The sequence below is a fragment of the Microbulbifer sp. CAU 1566 genome (genome assembly GCF_023156515.1).
Classification (GTDB): domain Bacteria; phylum Pseudomonadota; class Gammaproteobacteria; order Pseudomonadales; family Cellvibrionaceae; genus Microbulbifer.
In genome coordinates, this window is record NZ_JALNMG010000001.1 from 274,713 (window position 1) to 297,943 (window position 23,231).

Sequence of the window (23,231 nt, forward strand, 5' to 3'; positions counted from 1 at the left end):
TATCAGGAAGTGGTAGAAGAAGTCAGCTTGCCGTGGCACTGCTTGTACTTCTTGCCGGAGCCGCAGGGACAGGGATCATTGCGGCCGACGCGGGGGCCGCGGCGCGCGGGCTCAGCCTGTGCGTCACCGGCCATCTCGGCCTCCGGCATTGCAGACGCCTGCGCATGTTGCAGCTCCAGTTGCTGGCGACGCTGGGCCTCCAGGCGACGCTGCTCCATTTCTTCCATCTGCTCACGGGTCATGGGTTCGACATGGGCCAGCACGCGGATAACTTCGTGTTTCAGGTTATCCAGCAGGCTCTGGAACAGGTGGAAAGATTCGCGCTTGAACTCCTGTTTCGGGTTCTTGTTGGCGTAGGCGCGCAAACCGATACCCGCACGCAGGTGGTCCATGCTGGAAAGGTGTTCCTTCCACAGCTGGTCCAGCACCTGCAACATCACCTGGCGCTCGATCGTGGGCATCAGGTTGGCATCGCCGGTACTCTCGGCAATTCGTGCCAGCTTCTGCTGGTACGCCTGCTGGCACTCTTCGGCAATTTTCTGGCGCAGGCTTTCCTCGTGCAGGGTGCGGTCTTCGTCCAGCCACTGCTGAACCGGCAACTGCAGACCCAGTTCGGCGGCCAGCTGCTGCTCCAGGCCCGGAATATCCCACTGCTCTTCAACGCTCTGCGGCGGCACGTGGCTGGAAATCAGTTCGTACACCACATCCTCGCGAATAGCGCTGATGGTATCGCTGATGGTTTCCGCTTCCAGCAATTCGTTACGCTGGGAGTAAATCACCTGCCGCTGGTCGTTGGCCACGTCATCGTATTCCAGCAACTGTTTGCGGATATCGAAGTTGCGGCCTTCCACACGGCGCTGGGCTTTTTCAATGGCATTGGAAACCATGCGGTGCTCGATGGCCTCACCGCGCTCCATGCCCAACATCTGCATAAAGTTCTTCACCCGGTCGGATGCAAAGATGCGCATCAGGTTGTCTTCCAGGGACAGGTAGAAACGGGTTACACCCGGGTCACCCTGACGGCCGGCACGACCGCGCAGCTGGTTGTCGATACGGCGGGATTCGTGACGCTCGGTACCGATGATATGCAAGCCGCCGGCCTCAATCACCGTTTCGTGGCGGGCTTTCCACTCCGCCTTGATCTTGTCGATTTCTTCCGCAGTCGCTTCACGGCCTTCACGCGTCGCCAGCTCTTCCACTTCTGCTTCCCAGTTACCGCCGAGCACGATATCGGTACCACGGCCCGCCATATTGGTGGCGATGGTGACGGTGCCGGGGCGACCGGCCTGAGCGATGATCTGGGCTTCTTTCTCGTGGAACTTGGCGTTCAGCACCTGGTGGTCGATCTTGGCCTTCTGTAACAGGCGCGACATCTCTTCAGATGTTTCGATGGAGGCGGTACCCACAAGGATCGGCGCCTTCTTGTCGCGACAGTATTTGATGTCTTCGATGATGGCTTCGAGCTTCTCTTCCTTGGTCAGGTACACCAGGTCGTTGAGGTCTTCCCGCTGCTTTTCGCGGTTGGTGGGGATGACCACTACGTCGAGGCCGTAAATCTGGCGGAATTCAAACGCTTCGGTGTCCGCGGTACCGGTCATACCCGCGAGTTTGGGGTAGAAGCGGAACAGGTTCTGGAAAGTGGTGGAAGCGAGGGTCTGGCTCTCGCTCTGGATCTGCACGTTTTCTTTTGCTTCCAGGGCCTGGTGCAGGCCTTCGGAAAGGCGACGACCGGGCATGGTACGGCCGGTATGCTCGTCGATCAGCACCACCTGGCCATTCTGCACGATGTAATCCACGTCTTTGTGGAACAGCACATGGGCGCGCAGCGCAGCGTTGACGTGGTGCAGCAGGCCCAAGTTACCCGGGGCATACAGGGACTCGTCTTCCTTCAGCAGGCCGCTGCGGGTCAGCAGGTCTTCGATCAGCTGGTGGCCGTCTTCGCTCATTTCCACCTGACGGGTCTTTTCGTCGACGGTGTAGTGACCTTCGCCGCCCTCTTCGCCGCGCTCCAGCTGGGGCACCAGCTTGTTCATCGCCATGTACAGCTGCGAGGAGTCTTCCGCAGCACCGGAAATGATCAGCGGGGTACGGGCTTCGTCGATCAGGATGGAGTCCACCTCATCCACGATGGCGAAGTTCTGCGGGCGCTGAACGCGGTCTTCCTTGCGCAGAACCATATTGTCGCGCAGGTAGTCGAATCCGAACTCGTTGTTGGTACCGTAAGTGATGTCCGCCTGATATGCCGCCTGCTTGTCGGCAGGGTGCTGTTGGGACACGACAACGCCAACCGTCAGGCCCAGGAATTCGTAAACTGGACGCATCCAGTTGGCATCGCGGCTGGCCAGGTAATCGTTGACCGTCACAATATGTACGCCCTTGCCTTCCAGTGCGTTCAGGTAGGCAGGCAGCGTGGCCACAAGAGTTTTACCCTCACCGGTACGCATTTCGGCAATGCGACCCTCGTGCAGGGTCATGCCACCGATCATCTGTACGTCGAAGTGGCGCATCCCCATGGTACGGGCACCGGCCTCGCGCACCGCGGCAAAGGCTTCCGGCAGTATCTGATCCAGGGTTTCACCGCTCTCCAGGCGCTGCTTGAACTCTTCCGTTTTGGCTTTCAGCGCGGCATCGTCCAGTGCCTTGTATTCTTCTTCCAGCGCATTGATCTTTGTGACCGTTTTACGCATGCGCTTGAGTTCGCGGTCATTTTTTGAGCCGAAGACCGTCTTTATCAGTTTGCCAATCATTATTCAGAAACCACATTAAATGCTGAGTGTGCCCGCGGGCCCGGGTCTCGGGGCCTCTGCGCGGAAAAGGTGCAAGTAAACAGGAAGGCGCCAGACGCCGCAACCGTATAAGAAGTTGCGGGCGCCACTACAGGATTACAAGTCTCCTGCCGCGCAATGATAGAGGATAGTTGTTATCTGCCGGTGCGGCGGATATAGCTGGCGGGGTCTACGGGGCGGTTATTCTTGTACACCTCGAAGTGCACGTGAGGGCCGGTAGAGCGGCCACTGGAGCCCATCAGGGCGATGACCTGGCCTTTCTTCACAATTTCCCCAAGTTTGACCTTGAGTTCACTGTTGTGGCCGTAACGTGTGGTGTAGCCATTGCCGTGGTTGATTTCCACCAGCTGGCCATAACCATTGCGGTCTTCAGCCCAGGTCACGACACCGGCGGCTACCGATACCACGTCCGAACCATTCTTGCCGGCGAAATCGACACCTTTGTGCCAGGAACGGCGACCACTGAAGGGGTCGGTACGGTAGCCATAGCGGGAAGACATCCAACCGCGGGTAATGGGGCGGCCGGCGATAAACTGTTCATCCTGCAGCTGGCGACGCGCCATCAGGTCATCAAGCGTAGAGAGCTGCATCTGGCGGTCTTCGATCTGATCCGACAGATCGCCGATGACTTCCAGGAATTCCGGTGGCTGGTAGGGCAGTTCGCTGGCGCCGGCGATACCCGGGTCTTCCGGGCCACCTACGGCGGGCACGTTGCCAAATTGAAATTCGCCTTCATCGAGCTTAGCGATGGTGGTGAGGCGCTCGCCAAGGGCATCGAGACGGGTCAGCCTGGCCTGCATTTCAGCCAGCTTTACGGTCAAGGCGGTCAGCTGCTCGCGGGCCTGCTGATCGGCCTCATTGATCTGCTCCTGCTGCTTGCGCAGGGCTTTGTTCCAGGCTTTTACCGCCCGGGAATCAAAGACGTCGGATTCTGTCGCTGGTAGGTTAGCCCCCAACCACAGCGCACCAACAGGCAAGCCCAACAGGCAGAGGCCGAGCAGGGCTTTGCTCAGTCCACCAAAATTGAAGCTGCGGGAGACACCTCCGCGCTCATTGACCAGGATTATTTTCATAACAGGCGTGCGAGACTTGCGACAGTTTGTTGTTTTAGTTGGTTTTCACCCATCGGCAAACTCTGCCGAGTGGTAACGGGACTGTCGCTTCCTGCTTGTCCCAGGCCATCCCCATGGCCAGCTGCCGCCAATGTAACATCGTCTGACGACAAAAAAAGATCACAAACGCACGCTAAAGACCAAAACAAACGGCCAAAAGGCAGCGCGCGTAAAAAAGCCGGCAATTTCTGTGCCGGCTTTGCGAGAGGCGCCTCTTACACCGCCAGGATTGGCTTGACGTAAGAGATGGGCGCTTCTTCCTGTTCACCCTCAAAGGTGACCATTTCCCATGCATCTTCCTGTGCCATCAGGGTGCGTAGGGACTTGTTGTTCAGTGCATGGCCGGATTTGAAGGCCTTGAACTCACCAATCACACTGGTACCCAGCAGGTACAGGTCGCCGATGGCGTCGAGGATCTTGTGCTTGACGAACTCGTCCTCGTAACGCAGACCGCCCTCATTGAGGATGCGGTACTGGTCGATAACGATGGCGTTATCCACGCTGCCACCCTGCACCAGGCCCTTGGAGCGCAGGTATTCGATTTCATGCATGAAACCGAAGGTACGCGCGCGGCTCACTTCTTTTACGAAGGAGGTGCTGGAGAAGTCTACCGAGGAGCTGAGGTTGCGCCCCTGGAATACCGGGTGGTCAAAATCAATAGTGAAGGACACCTTGAAGCCATTGAACGGCAGGAAGCTGGCTACTTTGTCGCCCTCTTCCACGGTTACCGGCTTCTTGATCCGCAGGAATTTCTTCGGAGCGGCCTGCTCCTGAATTCCAGCGGACTGAATCAGAAATACGAAAGGACCCGCGCTACCGTCCATGATCGGCACTTCCTGGGCGGACAGCTCGACAATCGCGTTGTCGATCCCCAGACCAGCCATGGCGGAAAGCAGGTGCTCTACGGTGGCAATACGCACGTCACCTTTCACCAGAGTGGTGGAAAGCAGGGTGTCGCCCACGTTTTCAGCACGCGCTTCAATCTCAACCACCGGATCCAGGTCGACCCGACGGAATACGATACCACTGTTCACCGGCGCCGGTTTCAGGGTCAGAACGACCTTTTTGCCGGTATGCAGGCCAACACCAGTGGCTCGAATAGCGTTTTTGAGAGTGCGCTGTTTGATCATCTATATCTAGGTTCCCAATCGGTGAGCTGCGCACGAACCGCAGCGAGCCGGCGATAGTATCAGAAAATATACGCCAAAACTACAGAAACCCGTCTGGTCATTTCTGTAATTGCGGTATGTCATTTCCATCCTGACTTGAGTAAGCATAGCCCAGCGAGAAGACTACAACGCCAAACCAGCGCACAGGATCGCCATTAATTGTACGCCCTTGCCAGGTAACGGACAGTTAACAAGTGTTAACCAAGGTCCGGGAACCTGACAGTCACCCGATATTCTATTGCGGGTTACTGAATTCTCCCTGAATAACACCGGCATCCTGCGGTGTACTGCACTATTTCTTCCCTGCTTAACGTCATCTAAAGGCTTGCGCGTTTAGACCCTCTGGTCCCGGGGCAACTCCATTTCGGGAGCGCCCCAGAACCGGCACCGGCGTCACAGCCGGAGCGGGCGAAAGCCCGGAATTTCACCGGGCGAGGACATGAGCAGATTCCGCCACTACTCCGGAATAAAAAATCCGGGGCCGGACGGGACTCAGTCGGCCTGGCGGCGCAGGAAGGCTGGAATATCCAGGTATTCCATATCCTGATCAGAACCGAGCGGCGGCATCGCACGCGCGGGGCGCTCGCTTTCCACTCGACCGCGGGCTTCCTTGGGTTCGCGGACACTCTCCGTCTGCGCGGTCGGGCGCACGGTTTCACGGGCCTCCGGGCGACGGGTGTTATCCACCACCTTGGTGGGGCGGGCAACCTGCGCGGTGGCCTCACCGAGACCGGCGGCAACTACAGTCACTCGCATCTCGTCACCCAGCTTATCGTCCACTGCGGTACCGATAACCACGGTGGCGTCGTCGGAAGCGATCTCCTGAACAATCTGGCCAACCTCGGAGTATTCACCCAGGGTCAGTTCCTGACAGCCGCCCTCTTCGCTACCGGTGATGATGTTCACCAGAATACCGCGGGCACCCTGCAGGTTGACGTTATCCAGCAGCGGGCTGCGCACCGCCTTCTCTGCCGCTTCGCGCGCACGATTTTCGCCAACGGCGGAACCGGAACCCATCATTGCCATGCCCATTTCAGACATGACAGTGCGTACATCGGCAAAGTCCACGTTCATGATACCCGGGCGGATCATCAGGTCGGCGATACCCTGTACCGCACCCAGCAGCACATTGTCGGCTTCCTTGTAGGCGGCCTTCATGGTGATTTTGTTGCCGAGCACTTCCAGCAGGCGATCGTTGGGGATGGTGATCAGGGAGTCGACCTTGTCACGCAACTCGAGGATGCCCTCTTCCGCAACGGTCGCGCGCTTGCGACCTTCGATCATGAACGGGCGGGTCACTACCGCGACAGTCAGGATACCCAGGTCTTTGGCAATTTCCGCTACGATGGGGGCACCACCGGTACCGGTACCGCCACCCATGCCGGCGGTGATGAACACCATATCGGCACCGGTCAGCACTTCGGCGATGCGCTCGCGATCTTCGAGCGCAGACTGGCGACCCACATCGGGGTTGGCACCGGCACCCAGACCGCGGGTAATGGTGTTGCCCAATTGCAGAATGGTCTGCGCTTCCACATCTTTCAGCGCCTGTGCATCGGTATTGGCGCAGATGAAATCCACACCATCCACTTCGCTGGCAATCATGTGCTTGACGGCATTACCACCACCGCCACCGACACCGATCACTTTGATTACAGGCTTGTCCTGTACGCTGTCTACGAGTTCGAACATTGCTGTTCCCCTTTTTTGCTCATGTCTAAATTTAATTATCGATCCTGGTAATTATTTTCTGAATCAGAGATTGCCTCTGAACCAGTGCTTCACCTTGTCCCACCACTGATTATCGTTGCGCTGAACAACCGGGCGACTGCCTTTGTTTTCCTGCGACTTCAGTGCATACATCAACAGGCCAACACCCGTGGAGTAAATCGGGTTGCTGACGATATCGGTAAGACCAGCAATGCCTTGTGGCACGGCAAGGCGCACGGGCATATGGAAAATTTCTTCCGCCAGCTCTACCGCGCCCTCCATCTTCGAGGAGCCACCGGTCAGCACAATGCCCGCTGCACACAGGTCTTCGAAGCCACTGCGGCGCAATTCCGCCTGCACCAGGGTGAAGAGTTCGTCGTAACGGGGTTCCACCACTTCCGCCAGCGCCTGACGAGACAGATCGCGCGGTGCGCGGTCACCCACACTCGGCACCTTGATGGTTTCCCCTTCCCGCGCCAGTTTGGCCAGGGCGCAGGCGTATTTGATTTTCAGCTCTTCCGCGTGCGGCGTCGGTGTGCGCAGCGCCATGGCGATATCGTTGGTCACCTGATCGCCAGCAATGGGGATAACCCCCGTGTGGCGAATGGAGCCACCGGTAAATACCGCGATATCGGTGGTACCACCGCCGATATCCACCATGCACACGCCCAGCTCTTTTTCATCGTCGGTCAACACCGCGTAGCTGGAAGCCAGCTGTTCGAGGATGATGTCTTCCACTTCCAGACCACAGCGGCGAATACATTTTTCGATATTCTGTGCCGCATTGACGGCACCACTCACCAGATGCACCTTGGCCTCGAGGCGTACGCCGGACATTCCCAGAGGTTCTTTTACCCCTTCCTGGCTATCGATCAGGTATTCCTGTGGCAGGGTATGTAGAATTTTCTGGTCCGCGGGAATCGCTACCGCACGCGCGGCATCGATCACCCGATCCAGATCCTGCTGAGTCACCTCACGATCCTTGATCGCCACGATACCGTGGCTGTTCAAACTGCGAATATGACTGCCGGCAATGCCCGCATAGACAGAGTGAATCTCACAGCCGGCCATCAGCTCAGCCTCTTCGACCGCGCGCTGGATGGACTGCACCGTGGATTCAATATTCACCACCACGCCCCGCTTCATACCGGTGGAGCGATGAGAGCCGATGCCGACGATATTCAGCTCGCCGTCTCCGGAAACCTCACCGACAATCGCCACCACCTTGGATGTACCTATATCCAGGCCGACGACCATGCGTGGATCCGTTGATTGTGTCATTTGATTTTCAACCTCGCTGGGCAGTCGCTCCGACCCACATGTAGCATGTCGGATCAGGGGAAAGCCCACCTTTTTATCTGCCTATTTTGTTGTCAGTTTTCTGTCTTTTCTTTTGGTTTCCATTGCACCGCAACTGCGTTGTTATAGCGGGTATCCACCCCCGCAACTTTCTGCAGATGCGGCGCCAGTACGCCGCGGGTCAAACTGAGGAAACGGTCAACTCTTTCCAGGAGTTCATCGTGTCCCAAATGCAAGCGGATACCGCTCACCAGTTCCAGCTGCCAACCTGCCAGGTCGTCAAACGACAGGCGACGCACTTCCATATCCTTGGTGGTAAGCAATCCGGCCAGTGCCTGGTACTGGGCCATGATCCGCTCTACCAGCTCTGCGTCTCCTGCCAGTTCTGGCAGTCGCAGATCCGTCAAATTTTCGGGCCGCGGCAACAGTTCGCCGCTGGCGATCAGCAGTTGATCGCTCCCCCAGATGGCCAGCGGCTCCGCCTCTTGCACTTCGACTTCAACGCCGTTGGGCCAGCGACGACTCACCGACGCCCCTACAATCCAGGGGTTGCTCAGCAATGCCGCGCGCATCTCGTCAATATCCAGTGAAAAGAATCCGTGGCGCAAATGCGGCAACAGGATATCTTCCACTTCTTTTTCAGTGACCGCTCGAAACGGCGCTTTTACCCGCACATTTTCCAGCGCATCTACCCGACTCAGCTCAACCGCCGGCGCCTGATGCCAGAGCCAGCGCGCACTGTATCCAAGCCCCAGTGCAACCAGCAGCAGAAATGTCACCAGGAAAAAAAGTTTTACCGGACCTGGCGCAGATACTTCATCAGGGCCTGGTAGTGCCCGTGCGCCCCGAAGGGGTTGCTTCCCCTTTCTTCCGCTCGTTGCTTTCTTTTCCTTCGGCCTTTGCCTTACTTTTTTTTCACTGGCCACGGTCAGCTTCTATTCCGCTCAATTGCCGCCGGAGGGCTTATCCCCCAGGCGCCACTCCGACAACTGTTGGGCCAAGCCACCGACATTACCGGCGCCCTGCGTGAGGACAATGTCGCCGGGCTCCAGTAGATCCGCCAGGATAGGTGGAACCTGATCCACCTTTTCCACAAAAATCGGATCAACCTGACCCCGGTTGCGAATACTACGCGCCAGGGTACGACCATCGGCGCCGGGAATTACTGCTTCGCCCGCGCTATATACATCCAGAAGAACCAGTTTGTCGACCTGTGAAAGCACCTGCACGAAATCTTCAAACAAATCCCGGGTACGGGTGTAGCGATGCGGCTGATAGACCATCACCAGACGGCGCTCCGGCCAACCATCACGAACCGTTTTGATGGTCGCCGCCACTTCGCGTGGGTGGTGGCCGTAATCGTCCACCAGCATGACTTTTTCCGCAGCCGCATCATCGCTGACCGGGTACTCCCCATAAATCTGGAAGCGACGTCCCACCCCCTGAAATCCTTTCAGGCCTTCACGAATGGCTTCATCACTAACGCCCTCTTCCGACGCCACTGCAATGGCCGCCGTTGCATTCAGCACATTGTGAATGCCCGGGATATTGACACACACATCCAACGCACTACCGTCCGGGCGATGCACGGTAAAGAAACTACGCAGCGGCTCCTGGCGTACGTCGCTGATACGAAAATCGTTGTCTTCCGCGAAACCATAAGTGGCCACTGGCCGCGCCATTTTCGGAATGACAGACTGCACATTGGCGTCGTCACCGCACACTACCGCCAGCCCGTAAAATGGCAGGTTGTGGATAAAATCGATAAAGATCTGTTTAACCTTTTCGAAGTCGCCACCGTAGGTTTCCATATGGTCGGCATCGATATTGGTGACCACGGTGACCATCGGCTGCAGATGCAGGAAAGACGCATCACTTTCATCGGCTTCCGCGACCAGATAGCGGCTTTCACCCAAGGCGGCATTTGCACCGGCGCTGTTTACCAGCCCCCCGATCACAAACGTCGGGTCTGTGCCATCGGCGGCAAAAATAGAGGCAATCAGGCTCGTGGTGGTGGTCTTGCCGTGTGTTCCGGCTACCGCAATACCGTAGCGATAGCGCATCAACTCGCCCAGCATTTCCGCGCGGCGCACCACCGGGATACGGTTGTCCCGCGCGGCAATCAGCTCCGGGTTATCTCCGTAGATGGCCGAGGAATTCACTACGACATCCACATCGCTGACATTCTCGGCGCTGTGTCCAATTTGCACTTTGATACCCAGGCTGCGCAGGCGCTCGGTGACCTTGCTTTCGCGCAGGTCTGAACCGGACACTTCGTAGCCCTGGTTCTGCAGCACCTCTGCGATACCGCTCATGCCGGCTCCGCCCACGCCAATAAAGTGAATGCGGCGGATGCGGCGCATGGCCGGTACCTGGTAGTGGCTTTCGCCTTTGTTACTCATAGCTGTTCCTGCACTGGCATTCAGTTTTGTCTCGCGAGACATATCAACACCCCATCTCTTCGCGACATACGGCCAACACGCGATCGGTTGCATCCGGCTTGGCTACGCGACGCGCGGCTTCTGCCATTGCCAGTAATTTATCCGGGTCGGCAAACAGTGATTCCAGCATTGCGGCCAATTGGTCTGGATCCAGCGCGTCCTGCTGGATGACTTTTGCGGCCCCGGCCTGCGCCAACCACTCACCGTTTTTGGTCTGGTGGTCATCGATGGCAAACGGAAAGGGCACCATAATGGCTCCGAGCCCCGCGGCGGCAATCTCAGATACCGTGAGTGCGCCCGAACGACAAATCACCAGATCTGCCTGTCCGTACGCCGCCGCCATATCCGCAATAAAAGGCACAACCTCCGCCTCGACGCCGGCATTTTCATAGGCTTCTTTGGCCACATCCAGGTGGCGCTGGCCAGCCTGGTGTATAACCTGTGGACGCTTGCTCGCATCCATTTTCGCCAGTGCCTGCGGCACCAGCTCATTGATGGCGACCGCACCGAGGCTACCGCCAAGAACCAGCAGGCGCAGTGGCTGATGCTTGCCTACACGCTCCGACGGGGCGGGCAGCGCGGAAATTTCGGTGCGCACCGGATTACCCACCTCCAGAGCCGCCGGCAAACCGCTGGGAAATGCCTCCAATACGCGACTGGCAATTTTCGCCAGCAGGCGATTGGTGGTGCCGGCCACCGCATTCTGTTCATGAATAATCAGCGGCACGCCGCCAAGCCGCGCGGCAACACCGCCTGGGCCAGTGGCGAAACCTCCAAATCCCAGAACCGCATCTGGACTCACAACCTTTACTACGCTTCGCGCCTGCCAAATCGCCTTGGCGATTTGGAAAGGAGCCTTCAGCAAAGTGGTGACACCTTTACCCCGCACACCTTCCACACGAATACAGTGCAGTGGAATATTCGCAGCGGGAATCAGCTGGGATTCGATACCACGCTGGGTACCCAGCCACTCTACCGATGCCCCCTGTTCCTGCAGCGCTTTGGCAACCGCCAGCGCCGGGAATACGTGTCCGCCGGTGCCGCCAGCCATAACCAGAAATTTTTTACCGGCGAAAGGCGCGGTCACGCTTGATGATTCAGTCATCATGCCGCCTCCTCGGTTTTTCTGTCGCCCAGCTGCAGCGGGTTGAAAATAGGCAGCTGGCTAATTTTGCCGATACCACTCGCGGCCTCTTCTGTATCACTATTCACTTCTTTCTGTGCACGCCATGCCAGCGCAAACAGCGCAAAGCACACTACCAGGCTGGAGCCTCCGGAACTGACAAATGGCAGTGTCAGGCCCTTGGTGGGCAACAGCCCCGAGGCTACGCCCATATTGACGAATGCCTGTCCGGCCAGCAGTACAGCAATGCCGAACGTCAGCAGGGCTGCAAAAAAGGCCTGCTTTGCCAGGGCTTTGCGCACCAGTCGCAGTAGCGACCAGGTCAAGGCGGCATAGAGCCCGATGACGACCAGGCCGCCGACCATGCCCCACTCCTCAGCGAGGATTGCAAACACAAAATCGGTGTGTGCTTCCGGCAGGTAAAACAGTTTTTGCACGCTATTGCCCAGACCGACACCGAACCATTCGCCACGCCCGAAGGCAATCAGTGACTGGGTCAGCTGATAGCCACCAGCAAACTGCTCTCCCCAGGGATCAAGGAAAGTCGTCAAGCGCTGCAGCCGGTAGGGGCTTACCAGTGCCATCAGTCCCAAGCCACAGGCGGCCAGGGCCACCAGTAAAAAGGTGTGCGGCAAACGCGCACCGGCGAGAAACACCATCGCCAGCGCCGTGCCAGAGATCACCACTACCGAGCCAAAATCCGGCTCCAGCAGCAACAGCAGGGCCACTATTCCCAGCACAGAAATCGGCACCATAAAGCTGGTCCAGTGCCGCAATTTTTCATGGCGGCGAGTCAGGAAGCTGGCGAAAAAAATCAGACAGCAGAACTTGGCGATTTCTGCCGGCTGTACGGTAATCGGCCCCAATGCAATCCATCGGCTACTGCCATTCACTTCGCGCCCGATACCGGGAACCAGCACTGCGAGCAACATGCCACAGGCAAACATGAGCAGGGTCCACGACAGACTGGACCAGGTTTGCAGCGAGATTCTGCTAACCACCAGAGCACCCAGGGCACCGGCAGCAAGAAACACCAGGTGGCGCTTTAGGAAATACCAGGAATCGTTATACACGTCCGCGGCGAAAGCGATGGATGCCGAGGCCACCATCACCACGCCGATACTGGCCAGTGCCAGCACACAAAATGGCAGGACCCAGGCAAACTCGTCTGCCTGCTCGTTTGCCGCAGCTTTAAGATCCAGCTTGCTCACTCGCCACCTCCAGCACCCGGTGCCGGGGAAGACGCAACCCACTGATCGACGGCGCGGCGAAACGCATCACCGCGGGCCTCAAAGTTGCGGTACATATCAAAGCTGGCACAGGCCGGAGACAGCAACACATAGTCGCCTTTCTGAGCCAGAGACGCGGCCTTGGCCACCGCCTCGTCCATATCCAAAGCTGCCTGCTGCTCAGTACGCGCGGCGAGTGCCGAAGCAATTTTCGGCCCATCCACTCCGATGGTAACCAGTCCACGCAGTGCAGCAGCCGCCTCCGCGAGCGGAGAAAAATCCGCACCCTTGCCGTCGCCACCGGCGATCAGGACAATTTTGCGCTGACCGTCCGCAAGCCCATCAAGAGCTGCGCGCGTTGCACCCACATTGGTGCCCTTGGAGTCATTTACAAATGTGATACCCGCATGGTCGGCCACACGCTCACAGCGATGACTGAGGCCACTGAAGCTGCGCAACACCTGCAACATTGCCGCCATCGGCAGCCCTACGGCATTTCCCAACGCCAGTGCCGCCAGAGCGTTGGCCACGTTGTGACTTCCCACCATGGCCATATCTGCTGCCGGCATCAGTTTTTCGGTGCCCTGAGCCAGCCACAGCTGCTGGCCATCGTTGATTACGCCAAACTGCTGTAAGTCGGGGCGCTCGAGCCCGAAGCTCCATTCGCGACTGTCTCTCGACAGGGGACCACGAGTCAGCGGATCAGCGCGGTTGATCACCAGCTGCCGGGCATTGCGATATACCCGCTGCTTGGCGTGGTGATAAGCCGCCAATGTGGGATAGCGGTCCATGTGATCCGCGCTGATATTCAGAATCGTCGCCACTTCTGGAGCCAGCGAATAAGTGGTTTCCAGTTGGAAGCTGGACAATTCCAGTACAAATATTTCCGGCAGTGGCTGTTCCAGCAGGTCCAGTACCGGCACACCGATATTGCCACCCACTTTTCCACGGATACCGGCCGCTTCCACCATCAAACCCAGCAGGGTTGTAACGGTACTTTTGCCGTTGGAGCCAGTGATGGCGATCACCCGGGGCTCAGGCTTGGACTTTGCCAGCTCGCGGGCAAACAGTTCGATATCGCCAACCACCGGAATACCTGCGGCTACCGCTGCGGCAATCGCCGGCTCCGCCAGGCCAATACCCGGGCTGGCAATAATTTCACTGGCAGCCAGCAAGGTTTCAGGATTCAGAGGGCCACATTCCACCGGTACACCGGGAAACTGAGCGGTAAAGCCGTCCAATGCCGCTGGCGCTTCGCGACTATCCACAACAATGGGAGAAAAACCCTGGCGCAGCAGAAAGCGCACCACCGATTGCCCGGTAGCGCCCAATCCGATAACCACTTTTTTCTCTGATGTTGCGATCAAGCTCATTGCTTTGTTATCAGTCTCGATGCGTTATTTACATGTGTTGTTGCTAGCGCAGCTTCAGCGTCGCCAGCCCGGCCAGAACCAGCACCACGGTAATAATCCAAAAGCGCACAATCACCCGAGGCTCCGGCCACCCCTTCAGCTCAAAATGGTGATGTAGCGGAGCCATACGGAAAATACGCTTTCCGGTCAGCTTGAACGAGGCCACCTGTAGAATCACCGATACCGTTTCCATCACGAAAACACCACCCATGATGAACAGTACGATTTCGTGCCGGGTAATCACGGCGATAATGCCCAGAGCGGCCCCCAGGGCCAGTGCTCCTACATCGCCCATGAAAACCTGTGCGGGATAGGTGTTAAACCACAAAAAGCCAAGCCCGGCGCCGCCCAACGCGGCACAGAAAACGGCCAGCTCACCAGCACCGGGGATAGATGGAATGTGCAGGTAACTGGCAAATTCCACGTGCCCCACGAGGTAGGCAATCATTCCCAGTGCACCGCCGACCATCACCGAAGGCATGATCGCCAGGCCATCAAGGCCGTCCGTCAGGTTCACCGCATTGCTGGAGCCGACTACAACGAAATAGGTCAACAGAATGAAAGTGATGGGGCCAAGGTTAATGGCGACATCTTTAAAAAACGGTACGAACAACTGGGTTTCAGCGGGCGTCGTCGCGCTCATAAAGAGGTAAATTGCCGCGCCGAGCCCCGCCACCGATTGCCAGAAATATTTCCAGCGGGCAATCAGGCCGCGGGAATTTTTCTCAACGACCTTTTTGTAGTCATCCACAAAACCCACCGCGCCAAACACGAAGGTCACCAGCAAAGTAACCCAGACATAGCGATTGCTGAGGTCGGACCACAGCAAAGATGCGGAAAAAATTGCCGCGAGAATCAGGGTGCCACCCATGGTAGGGGTTCCGGATTTACTCAGGTGGGACTGGGGGCCATCGTCGCGTACCGCCTGCCCTACCTGCAGCCGGTTCAGCCAGGTAATCATGCGCGGCCCCACAATCAGGGAAATTCCCAGTGCGGTCAGGGAGCCCAGGATCGCGCGTACGGTCAGGTAATTGAAGACCGAAAAGCCTTTCCAGAACTGTTGTAAATATTCAGCCAGCCATAACAGCATCGTTGTAACCTTTTATTGATTCCCGGTGGTCAGTGCCTGCACGACCAGTTCCATACGCGCACTGCGGGAACCTTTCACCAGCACGGTGGTGTTTTCATCCAGCTCCGATGCCAGCGCCCGAACCAGGGACTCGCGATCGGAGAAATTTCTCTGTACATGTTGGCGGCCAGCGGCAAACTCGATACTTGCCGCTGCACTCAAAGTGCCGAGCGTGAACAGCAGATCGATACCGCGCTCCCGCGCCAGCTGTCCCATTTCCCGGTGGGCCTTATCCGCTTCCGGGCCAAGCTCGGCCATGTCGCCCAGTACCAGAATTTTCTTTCCATCCCGCTGTGCCAACAATTCGATGGCCGCGGTAACAGAACCCGGATTGGCGTTGTAGCTGTCATCAATCACCGCCGCATTGTTGTCGCCTACCAGCGATTGCATACGGCCACCAACACCCGCGAGGGCACTCAAGCCAGAGGCGATTTCCACAACGGGGATGCCCGCGGCATAGGCACAACCGGCAGCGACCAGCGCGTTGTGTACATTGTGCTCGCCGAGTAACTGCAACTGCACCGGGTGCGACACACCTTCGATCACCAGGTCGAACGCCGGACAGCCGCGTGCGTCGAGCACAATATTGTCCGGGTGTATCGCGCAGTTGTGGCCAAACCCGACTTCCAGTGTGCGCACGCCTTCCGGCATCTGACCGCGCCAGTAATCCGCGTAATTGTCATCGGCATTCACTACCGCGATACCACCGGGCTTCAGGCTGGTGTATATCTGCCCCTTGGCAGTGGCAATGCCATCGACGGAACCAAACCCTTCCACATGCGCTGGCATGACATTGTTGACCGCGGTGATCCCCGGCTCGGCAATAGTGCACAGGTAACCAATCTCATCGGGCCCACTGGCCCCCATCTCCACGATCAGCACCTCGTGCTCCGGTGCCAGGGAAAACAGGGTCATGGGCACACCGAAGTGGTTGTTCAGATTGCCGCGGGTAACACAGACCTTGTGGCGCTGCGCAAAAATGCCGGCGAGCATTTCCTTTACGGTGGTTTTGCCACAGGAACCGGTAATCCCGATCACCGGGCCAGTGAACTGATCGCGACAGAGACGGCCGATCTGCCCCAGTGCAACGGTGGTGTCAGACACCAGCCACTGAGGTATTGTCGATCCCGGAACCTCTTTTTCAGTCACCACCCCCAGCACCTTGCCGTCTACTTCAGCAAGAAACTCGTGGGCATCAAAGTTCTCTCCACGCAGGGCAACAAACAGCGCCTCGGCGTCCAGCTTGCGGGTGTCGGTACAGACAGTATCGAATTCAACGGAACCGTTAATCAGCTCACCACCGAAGCGCTGTTGCAACTGCTGCAGGGAAATGGGGGCGATCATTGGGTGTGGCCCTCCAGATTTCCAGTCTCGCGCAGTGCCAGCGCCTGGGATGCCTGCTCCCGATCGCAGAAGTGCAACTTCTCACCCGCGATCAACTGGTAATCTTCGTGTCCCTTTCCGGCGATCAACACGGTATCGCCCGCGGCCGCCTGGGTGATGGCGTAACGAATCGCATCGGCGCGATCAACCTTCACCACGCAGCGCTGGCCGTCGGCACCGCCATCAATACCTTCGAGATCAATACCTTCAAGATCAATACCTTCTAAAATATCCCGCACAATCACCTGCGGATCTTCGCCGCGGGGGTTGTCACTGGTAACGATGGCGTAATCGGCCAGCTCGGCGGCAATGCGCCCCATGGGTGCACGCTTGCCTGAGTCGCGGTCGCCGCCGCAGCCAAACACACACCAGAGCTTGCCGCGGCAATAAGGTCTCGCCGCTTCCAGCGCCGCGCGCAATGCGTCCGGGGTGTGTGCGTAATCCACCAGCACGCTGATATCTTCTGCCGCTGCATTTGTACTGGCCGCGACGGAAACCCGCTCCATACGTCCAGGCACCGGTTGAATATGCGGGAAGGCCGCCAGAATATCTGCCAGTGGCATACCCGCAGCGCCCGCAGCAGCAACCACTGCCAACGCATTGTGAATATTGAAATCCCCGATCAACGGCGCCCGCAATTCACCCTCACCCCAGGGGGTGATCAGGTCCACGGAGAATCCGCTGTCCAATCGCTTGAGGTTGCGCACCTGCAGATCACCCGCCTGGAGGCCATAGGTCAGCAGTTTCAATCCACGCAACTTGCAGCGCTCGACCATCTGCGCGCCAAAGGGATCATCGATATTGATCACGCCACGCTTCAGTTTTGGCAGGCCGAACAGTTTTTCTTTGGCCGCGCCGTAGGCCGCCATGTTGCCGTGGTAGTCCAGGTGGTCCCGGGTCAAGTTGGTAAACACCGCGGTATCGAACACCAGGCCGTGCACCCGCCCCTGAGAAAGCGAGTGGGAAGACACTTCCATCGCCGCCGCCTTCGCGCCCTCAGCCACAAATTCGGCGTAATCCGCCTGCAGTCGCACAGGGTCGGGGGTCGTCAGACCGGTTTCCACCAGGGTGATAGCGCCGTCTTTCCAGACCCCATTGCCGATGGTGCCCATCACCGCCGCACGGCCAAAGTGTTGCGCCAGCAATTGGGAGGTCAGGTAAGCGCAGGTGGATTTGCCATTGGTACCGGTGACACCCACCAGATACATGGACTCGGACGGATGCCCGTAAAACCGTGCAGCAATCTCACCGACCCGGGCCGCCAGGCCCGGCACGGTCACTACTTGAACGCCGTTGCGCTCTTCGCTGCCAAGTACCTCGCCGTCGGCCAATACCACGGCGGCACCCTCGGCAATTGCCATATCGATGTATTCGCGCCCGTCTACCTGGGTTCCGCGCAGCGCCATAAACACATCGCCGGGTTTAACCTGGCGACTGTCCAGCGCCACACCGGTGACATCGATAGCGGGAATACCGGCATACCCCGGCACCAGGGTAACCAGGGAGGCGTTGCGAGCCTTTAATTCATTGCGCTGGGTCACGATGTGGTACCTCTCTCGTCCAGCTGCGTCGCCAACTGTTGATCAGCGGGCGCGATTTCTTCCGGCGGCACCTGTAGCAGGCGCATGGCACCGGTCATTACTTTGCCAAACACCGGCGCCGCCACCTTGCCGCCGGAGTAAGTGTCCTGGCCGGGATCATCGATCACGACAACCGCCGCCAGACGCGGATTTTCGGCCGGGACAAAGCCGGCAAACACAGAACGATAGTGGCTGTCGGCATAGCCCGCGCTGCCGATCTTGTGCACTGTGCCGGTCTTGCCAGCCACTCGATATCCCTCAACCGCGGCGAGGGTACCGGTACCGCGCGGACCGATAACGGTTTCCAGCATGGCAGTAACCTTGTGCGCCAGATCAGCCGCCACCACCCGCTCTGGGTCAGCGTCTTTTTTACCCTGCTCCAGAATCAGCGAAACCGGGCGCTTGAGCCCGGCGTTGGCGACCACACTGTAGGCCTGAGCCAATTGCACCGCATTGACTGTTAAACCGTAGCCGAATGCAAAGTTGGCCAGCTCAATGGGGTGCCATCGTTCCCGGGAGGGCAGGATTCCCGGGACTTCGCCGGGGAATCCGCTGCCAACCGCTTCTCCGAGCCCCATCCGGTAAAAAAGTTCACGCAGGGTTTCCGGCTCCAGCTCCATCGCCACCTTGGTGATACCCACCTGGCTTGACTTGGTGATCACACTGGTGAGATCCAGCTGGCCGTAGTTCACCGGGTCTACCAGGGTCTTGCCCGGCAAACGAATGTATCCGGGGCTGGTATTGATCGGCGTGTGAGGCTGGAAACGCCCGGTTTCCATCGCCGCCAGCGCGGTAAGTGGCTTGATGGTGGAGCCGGGCTCAAACTGATCGATCAGGGCGCGGTTGCGCATGGCCGCCGCCTTCACACCCTGACGATTGTTCGGGTTAAAGGAAGGCTGATTGGCCATCGCCAGCACATCGCCACTGCGGGTATCCAGAATCACCATAAAACCGGAAGCAGCGCCATTTTCCGCCACTGCTTTCTTGAGCTCCCGGTAGGCCAGATACTGCAGGCGCATGTCGATGGTGAGCTGCAGGTCCCGACCAGGGCGCGCTTCCTGCTTGACCGCCAGGTCCTGCACAGTGCGCCCTTTCAGGTCCTTCACCACCTGGCGCTTGCCAGGCTCTCCGGCAAGGGATTGCTCGTAGGCCAGCTCGAGCCCTTCCTGACCAAGGTCGTCAATATTAGTAAAGCCCAGCAACTGGGCAGTCACTTCGCCGGCAGGATAAAAACGACGGTATTCTTTCTTACTGTAAACCCCGGCCAGGTCCAGGCTCAGCACCTTTTGCGCGCCTTCCGGCATCATATGCCGACGCAGATACATAAAACCTTTATTGCGGTACTTTTCCAGGCGCTTGGCGAGCCGGGCAGGCGGTGTTTCCAGAGCGGCCGCCAATGCGCGCAACTCATCGGCACTGGCTTCTTTGAGTAATTGCGGATTGGCCCAGATGGTCTGCACTGGCGTGCTTACCGCCAGCAGTTCGCCATTGCGATCAACAATGGAACCCCGGTAAGCGGCGATTTCTTCGGTACGAATGGTGCGGGCGCGGCCCTGATCCTGCAGGAACCGGTAACCTTTATCCTGTTCTGGCAGCACTTGCAGACCGGCCAGGTGCACCACCAAAGCCACGGCGAGCAGACACAGCAAACCGGCCACCAGCGCAAAGCGCCAGCGGGCAATACCCGGCTGTTGTTGCTGTTTTTTCACTGCACCCATGCTTGAATTTTCCCCGGCGCTCTCCCGCGCCTCTTCCTTCTTTTATATTGGCGCCCCTACTCCGGGACGGTTTTCGTTATTCCAATCTGCTCCCAAACGGCCATTTTCAGGTTTAGCGGCCCGCCGGCACCAGAATCCGCTCGGCCGGCGTCGGTGCGCGCATATCCAGCTTTTCTTTTGCCATCTGTTCAATTCGGCTGTAGGCAGACCAGGCGCCGCGCTCCAACAGCAGACGCTCCTGCTCGTAGCGCAGCTCATCTCTATGACGTTGCGCCTGCTCCAGCTTTGCCGTCAGTGCCCGACTCTGTTGCGTGGTGTGCACAACTCCCAGGGCCGAGACCATCAACAACCCCCAGAGCCCTGCCAGCAACCATTTATTACCCGCCACTGCGCACTCAACCCAGGCGCTCAGCGACGCGCATCACGGCACTGCGCGAACGCACGTTGTCACCCACTTCCTGCGCCTCCGCCTTGACCGCCTTACCCACGGAGCGCAAGGTTTTGCGGATCTGACTGTCCATCACCGGCAGCCCCCGGGGCAACTGCGGCCCCTTTTCCTGCTCGCGGATAAACCGCTTCACAATCCGGTCTTCCAGCGAGTGGAAGCTGATAACTACCAGACGGCCACCGGGCTTCAGCAGCTTCAGCGATTTATCCAGCACCTGGTGCAAATCATCCAGCTCACCATTCACATGAATCCGGATCGCCTGAAACACACGGGTGGCGGGGTGCTTGCCTTTTTCCCAGGCCGGATTCGCCGCCTTGACCACCTCCGCCAGATCCAGAGTCCGCTCGAAGGGTCGCTCGGTGCGGCGACGGATGATCGCGCCAGCCATACGGCGGGCAAAACGCTCCTCACCGTATTCTTTAAACACCCGCACCAGCTCCGCTTCCGACTCAGTGTTGACCCAGTCCGCCGCACTGACGCCGCGACTGGTATCCATGCGCATGTCCAGCGGCCCATCCTGCATAAAGCTGAAACCGCGCTCCGGCTGATCCAACTGCGGCGAGGAAACACCCAGGTCCAACAAAATGCCGGTCACCTTGCCCGCCATTTCTCCGGCGGCCTGATCCATATCCGCAAAAGAGCCATGCCAGATCTCAAAACGCTTTTCGCCGGCAAAACGGCTATTCGCGAACGCGATCGCCTGCGGATCCTTGTCCACCGCCAGCAGGTGGCCCGATGCCCCCAATCGCTCCAGCACCAGTGCACTGTGCCCGCCGCGACCAAAGGTGCCATCTATGTAGAAACCCTCAGGATCCACCACCAGGGCGTCCACAGCTTCGCGCAACAACACACTGCGATGCAGATCTTGGGACACCCGCTTCTCCTGCGATAGCTCAACTATCGTTCAATTCGTTTAAGCCGGCCCTAGTCCAGCCGTAAATCAGTCAGCCGACGTTACAGGGACAGAGATGCCATCTCTTCAGGCATCTCGCCATCGCCTTCACTGTCGTCCAGCCAGTCCATCCAGCGCTCTTCACTCCAGAGCTCCAGCTTTTTGCCCTGCCCCACCAGCATCAGCTTTTTCTCCAGGCCCGCGTACTCCCGCAGAGTCGGCGGAATCAGCACGCGGCCGTTGGTATCCACCTGCAGCTCACAGGCATAACCAATCAGCAGGCGCTGCGCCCGCCGGGCCACCTTGTTGAAGCTGGACAGCGCCTCAATCTTAGGGAGAATTTCACGCCACTGCGCCTCTGGATAGACGAGCAGGCAGCGCTCTTCCGTATGCGCAGTCACGACCAACCGGCCACCACAATCTTCCAGCAGCGAGTCGCGGACTCTTGCCGGAATGGCCAGACGCCCCTTGGCGTCCATATTGATTGCGTGACTACCCAGATACATGGATCAGTTTCTGCGGTCCGGTTGGTTCAAATGCTTCAAGGAAGGTGAAAATTTGTTCGATTCACATCCGGTCTCCGTCAAAAGTGCGTGATCAACCACTCACAACCACTCACAACCACTTTGATTCCACCAAGACCCACAAATATCCACTTTTCTCCACCTACGACACTATAAATCTGGACCGGCTAAAGTCAAGGAAATCCACCGAAGGAAAAGAGAAAAAGCCCAGTAATTTCGCGGCCTACAGGCGAAGTGTTCACATTTCAGGCAAAGCGACAGGTGATCAATTTCGCACCAAAGCAAGCACTTACTCATGCATGCTGACAAGTTACATTAAGTTTGAAAGGGAGCCCCCTGACGGGAAACGAAAAGGAAAAGAGTGAGCGGGCGCTAACAAAGCCGGCAGCAATACCGCCGCAAGCCAGCAGCGGCACGACGTCAAGCCGATGATCGCCGCTCCCCTGGAAGGCTATGACAGCAACAACTTAGAACCTGAGGATATATAAAAATCAGCTTTTATTATTTTTAATGGGCAACAAGTCGCTGTAGCTTTGCCCTATCCGTAAACGAGCAGGAATCCACCATGGGCCTTTCAGCAGCACAGAGCAAGCAGACCGCGGCCAGCCGCACCTTTCATCACGGTGCCGACCTGGACGCGCTCAACCAGCGCTTCAAAGGCTGCAAACCCAGTGAAATCATGCAGTTCACCATCGCAGAAGCGGAAAACCCGGTGGTCTTCACCAACTTTCGCCCACTGGCGATCGCCTTTTTGCACCTGGTGACCCGCGCCAAGCCGGACATCCCCGTTATCTGGGTAGATCACGGTTACAACACCCCGGAGACTTATCGCCACATCGAGAATGTGATCAAGCTGCTGGATCTGAACCTGCACACCTTCTCACCCAAGATGTCTGCCGCCCACTTCAACGCGGTATACGGCGGCATTCCACCCCTGGACACACCGGAACACGACTTCTTCTCCCGCACCGTCAAGCTGGAGCCATTCAATCGCGCCATGCAGGAACTGAAGCCGGACGTATGGCTGAACGGCATCCGTCACGACCAGAATGCACACCGCAAGGGGCTCGACATTTTCACCAAGGGCAATCACGGCACCATCCGCGTGGCGCCCATGTTCCACCTCAAGGAAATTGACGTGGAAGAATATGTGTACGAAAACGATCTGCCGGACAATGATGTGTATTTCGACCCAACCAAGGGCGAGGAACACCGGGAGTGCGGGCTGCTGCTACAAAAGTAACCCATCAGCACGCGCAGGGAAGGCAATCAATCA

General features: G+C 58.1%; 18 protein-coding genes. 1 reads left to right on the plus strand and 17 read right to left on the minus strand.

The genetic code is table 11. The features are described 5' to 3' along the window. Positions 1-2: 2 nt before the first annotated feature. From secA to mraZ, 17 genes are all read right to left on the minus strand, one after another. Entirely contained in the window at positions 3-2,747 is a 2,745-nt protein-coding gene (secA, locus tag M0G74_RS01215) for a preprotein translocase subunit SecA (protein ID WP_160152835.1), read from the minus strand. 173 nt (positions 2,748-2,920) lie between these two features. Further along, positions 2,921-3,859 carry a M23 family metallopeptidase gene (locus M0G74_RS01220; RefSeq protein ID WP_160152834.1) on the minus strand — a complete coding sequence of 313 codons (939 nt, stop codon included), beginning with the start codon at positions 3,857-3,859 and terminating at the stop codon, positions 2,921-2,923. A 254-nt stretch (positions 3,860-4,113) separates the two neighbouring features. Further along, the gene (lpxC, locus tag M0G74_RS01225) at positions 4,114-5,028 is read right to left on the minus strand and encodes a UDP-3-O-acyl-N-acetylglucosamine deacetylase (protein ID WP_160152833.1); all 915 of its coding nucleotides are present in this window, start codon (positions 5,026-5,028) and stop codon (positions 4,114-4,116) included. A gap of 531 nt (positions 5,029-5,559) precedes the next feature. Beyond that, entirely contained in the window at positions 5,560-6,759 is a 1,200-nt protein-coding gene (gene ftsZ / locus M0G74_RS01230) for a cell division protein FtsZ (protein WP_248213585.1), read from the minus strand. Positions 6,760-6,822: 63 nt separating this feature from the next. Further along, positions 6,823-8,058: a cell division protein FtsA gene (gene ftsA, locus M0G74_RS01235; RefSeq protein WP_248213586.1), complete on the minus strand. Its 1,236-nt coding sequence runs from the start codon at positions 8,056-8,058 to the stop codon at positions 6,823-6,825. A gap of 92 nt (positions 8,059-8,150) precedes the next feature. Further along, positions 8,151-8,855, minus strand: coding sequence for an FtsQ-type POTRA domain-containing protein (locus M0G74_RS01240; RefSeq protein WP_248213588.1), 705 nt, complete (start codon positions 8,853-8,855; stop codon positions 8,151-8,153). Between the two features lie 165 nt (positions 8,856-9,020). Continuing rightward, positions 9,021-10,478: a UDP-N-acetylmuramate--L-alanine ligase gene (murC, locus tag M0G74_RS01245; RefSeq protein ID WP_248213589.1), complete on the minus strand. Its 1,458-nt coding sequence runs from the start codon at positions 10,476-10,478 to the stop codon at positions 9,021-9,023. A 43-nt stretch (positions 10,479-10,521) separates the two neighbouring features. Next, on the minus strand, positions 10,522-11,622 hold the full coding sequence (gene murG, locus M0G74_RS01250) for an undecaprenyldiphospho-muramoylpentapeptide beta-N-acetylglucosaminyltransferase (protein WP_248213590.1): 1,101 nt from the start codon (positions 11,620-11,622) through the stop codon (positions 10,522-10,524). Further along, positions 11,622-12,851: a putative lipid II flippase FtsW gene (gene ftsW, locus M0G74_RS01255; protein WP_248213591.1), complete on the minus strand. Its 1,230-nt coding sequence runs from the start codon at positions 12,849-12,851 to the stop codon at positions 11,622-11,624. Before ftsW ends, murG begins: the two co-directional genes overlap by 1 nt. Then, positions 12,848-14,242, minus strand: a complete 1,395-nt coding sequence (gene murD / locus M0G74_RS01260; RefSeq protein ID WP_248213592.1) for a UDP-N-acetylmuramoyl-L-alanine--D-glutamate ligase — start codon at positions 14,240-14,242, stop codon at positions 12,848-12,850. Before murD ends, ftsW begins: the two co-directional genes overlap by 4 nt. A gap of 43 nt (positions 14,243-14,285) precedes the next feature. Next, positions 14,286-15,371, minus strand: a complete 1,086-nt coding sequence (gene mraY / locus M0G74_RS01265) for a phospho-N-acetylmuramoyl-pentapeptide-transferase (RefSeq protein ID WP_248213593.1) — start codon at positions 15,369-15,371, stop codon at positions 14,286-14,288. 12 nt (positions 15,372-15,383) lie between these two features. Then, a complete protein-coding gene (gene murF / locus M0G74_RS01270; RefSeq protein WP_248213595.1) occupies positions 15,384-16,754 on the minus strand; it encodes a UDP-N-acetylmuramoyl-tripeptide--D-alanyl-D-alanine ligase in 1,371 nt (456 codons plus the stop codon). Then, positions 16,751-18,334, minus strand: coding sequence for a UDP-N-acetylmuramoyl-L-alanyl-D-glutamate--2,6-diaminopimelate ligase (locus M0G74_RS01275; protein ID WP_248213596.1), 1,584 nt, complete (start codon positions 18,332-18,334; stop codon positions 16,751-16,753). The genes murF and M0G74_RS01275 overlap by 4 nt, the downstream gene beginning before the upstream one ends. Then, the gene (locus M0G74_RS01280; RefSeq protein WP_160152822.1) at positions 18,331-20,091 is read right to left on the minus strand and encodes a penicillin-binding transpeptidase domain-containing protein; all 1,761 of its coding nucleotides are present in this window, start codon (positions 20,089-20,091) and stop codon (positions 18,331-18,333) included. Before M0G74_RS01280 ends, M0G74_RS01275 begins: the two co-directional genes overlap by 4 nt. A gap of 112 nt (positions 20,092-20,203) precedes the next feature. Next, positions 20,204-20,479, minus strand: coding sequence for a cell division protein FtsL (gene ftsL / locus M0G74_RS01285; protein ID WP_160152821.1), 276 nt, complete (start codon positions 20,477-20,479; stop codon positions 20,204-20,206). A 7-nt stretch (positions 20,480-20,486) separates the two neighbouring features. After that, positions 20,487-21,413: a 16S rRNA (cytosine(1402)-N(4))-methyltransferase RsmH gene (rsmH, locus tag M0G74_RS01290; protein WP_248213598.1), complete on the minus strand. Its 927-nt coding sequence runs from the start codon at positions 21,411-21,413 to the stop codon at positions 20,487-20,489. A gap of 80 nt (positions 21,414-21,493) precedes the next feature. Then, positions 21,494-21,937 (minus strand): division/cell wall cluster transcriptional repressor MraZ, encoded by a 444-nt coding sequence (gene mraZ, locus M0G74_RS01295; protein ID WP_160152819.1) that lies wholly within the window; start codon positions 21,935-21,937, stop codon positions 21,494-21,496. A 583-nt stretch (positions 21,938-22,520) separates the two neighbouring features. Between mraZ and M0G74_RS01300 the strand changes: the two genes are divergently transcribed. After that, entirely contained in the window at positions 22,521-23,198 is a 678-nt protein-coding gene (locus M0G74_RS01300) for a phosphoadenosine phosphosulfate reductase family protein (protein WP_160152818.1), read from the plus strand. The last annotated feature ends 33 nt before the right edge of the window (positions 23,199-23,231 follow it).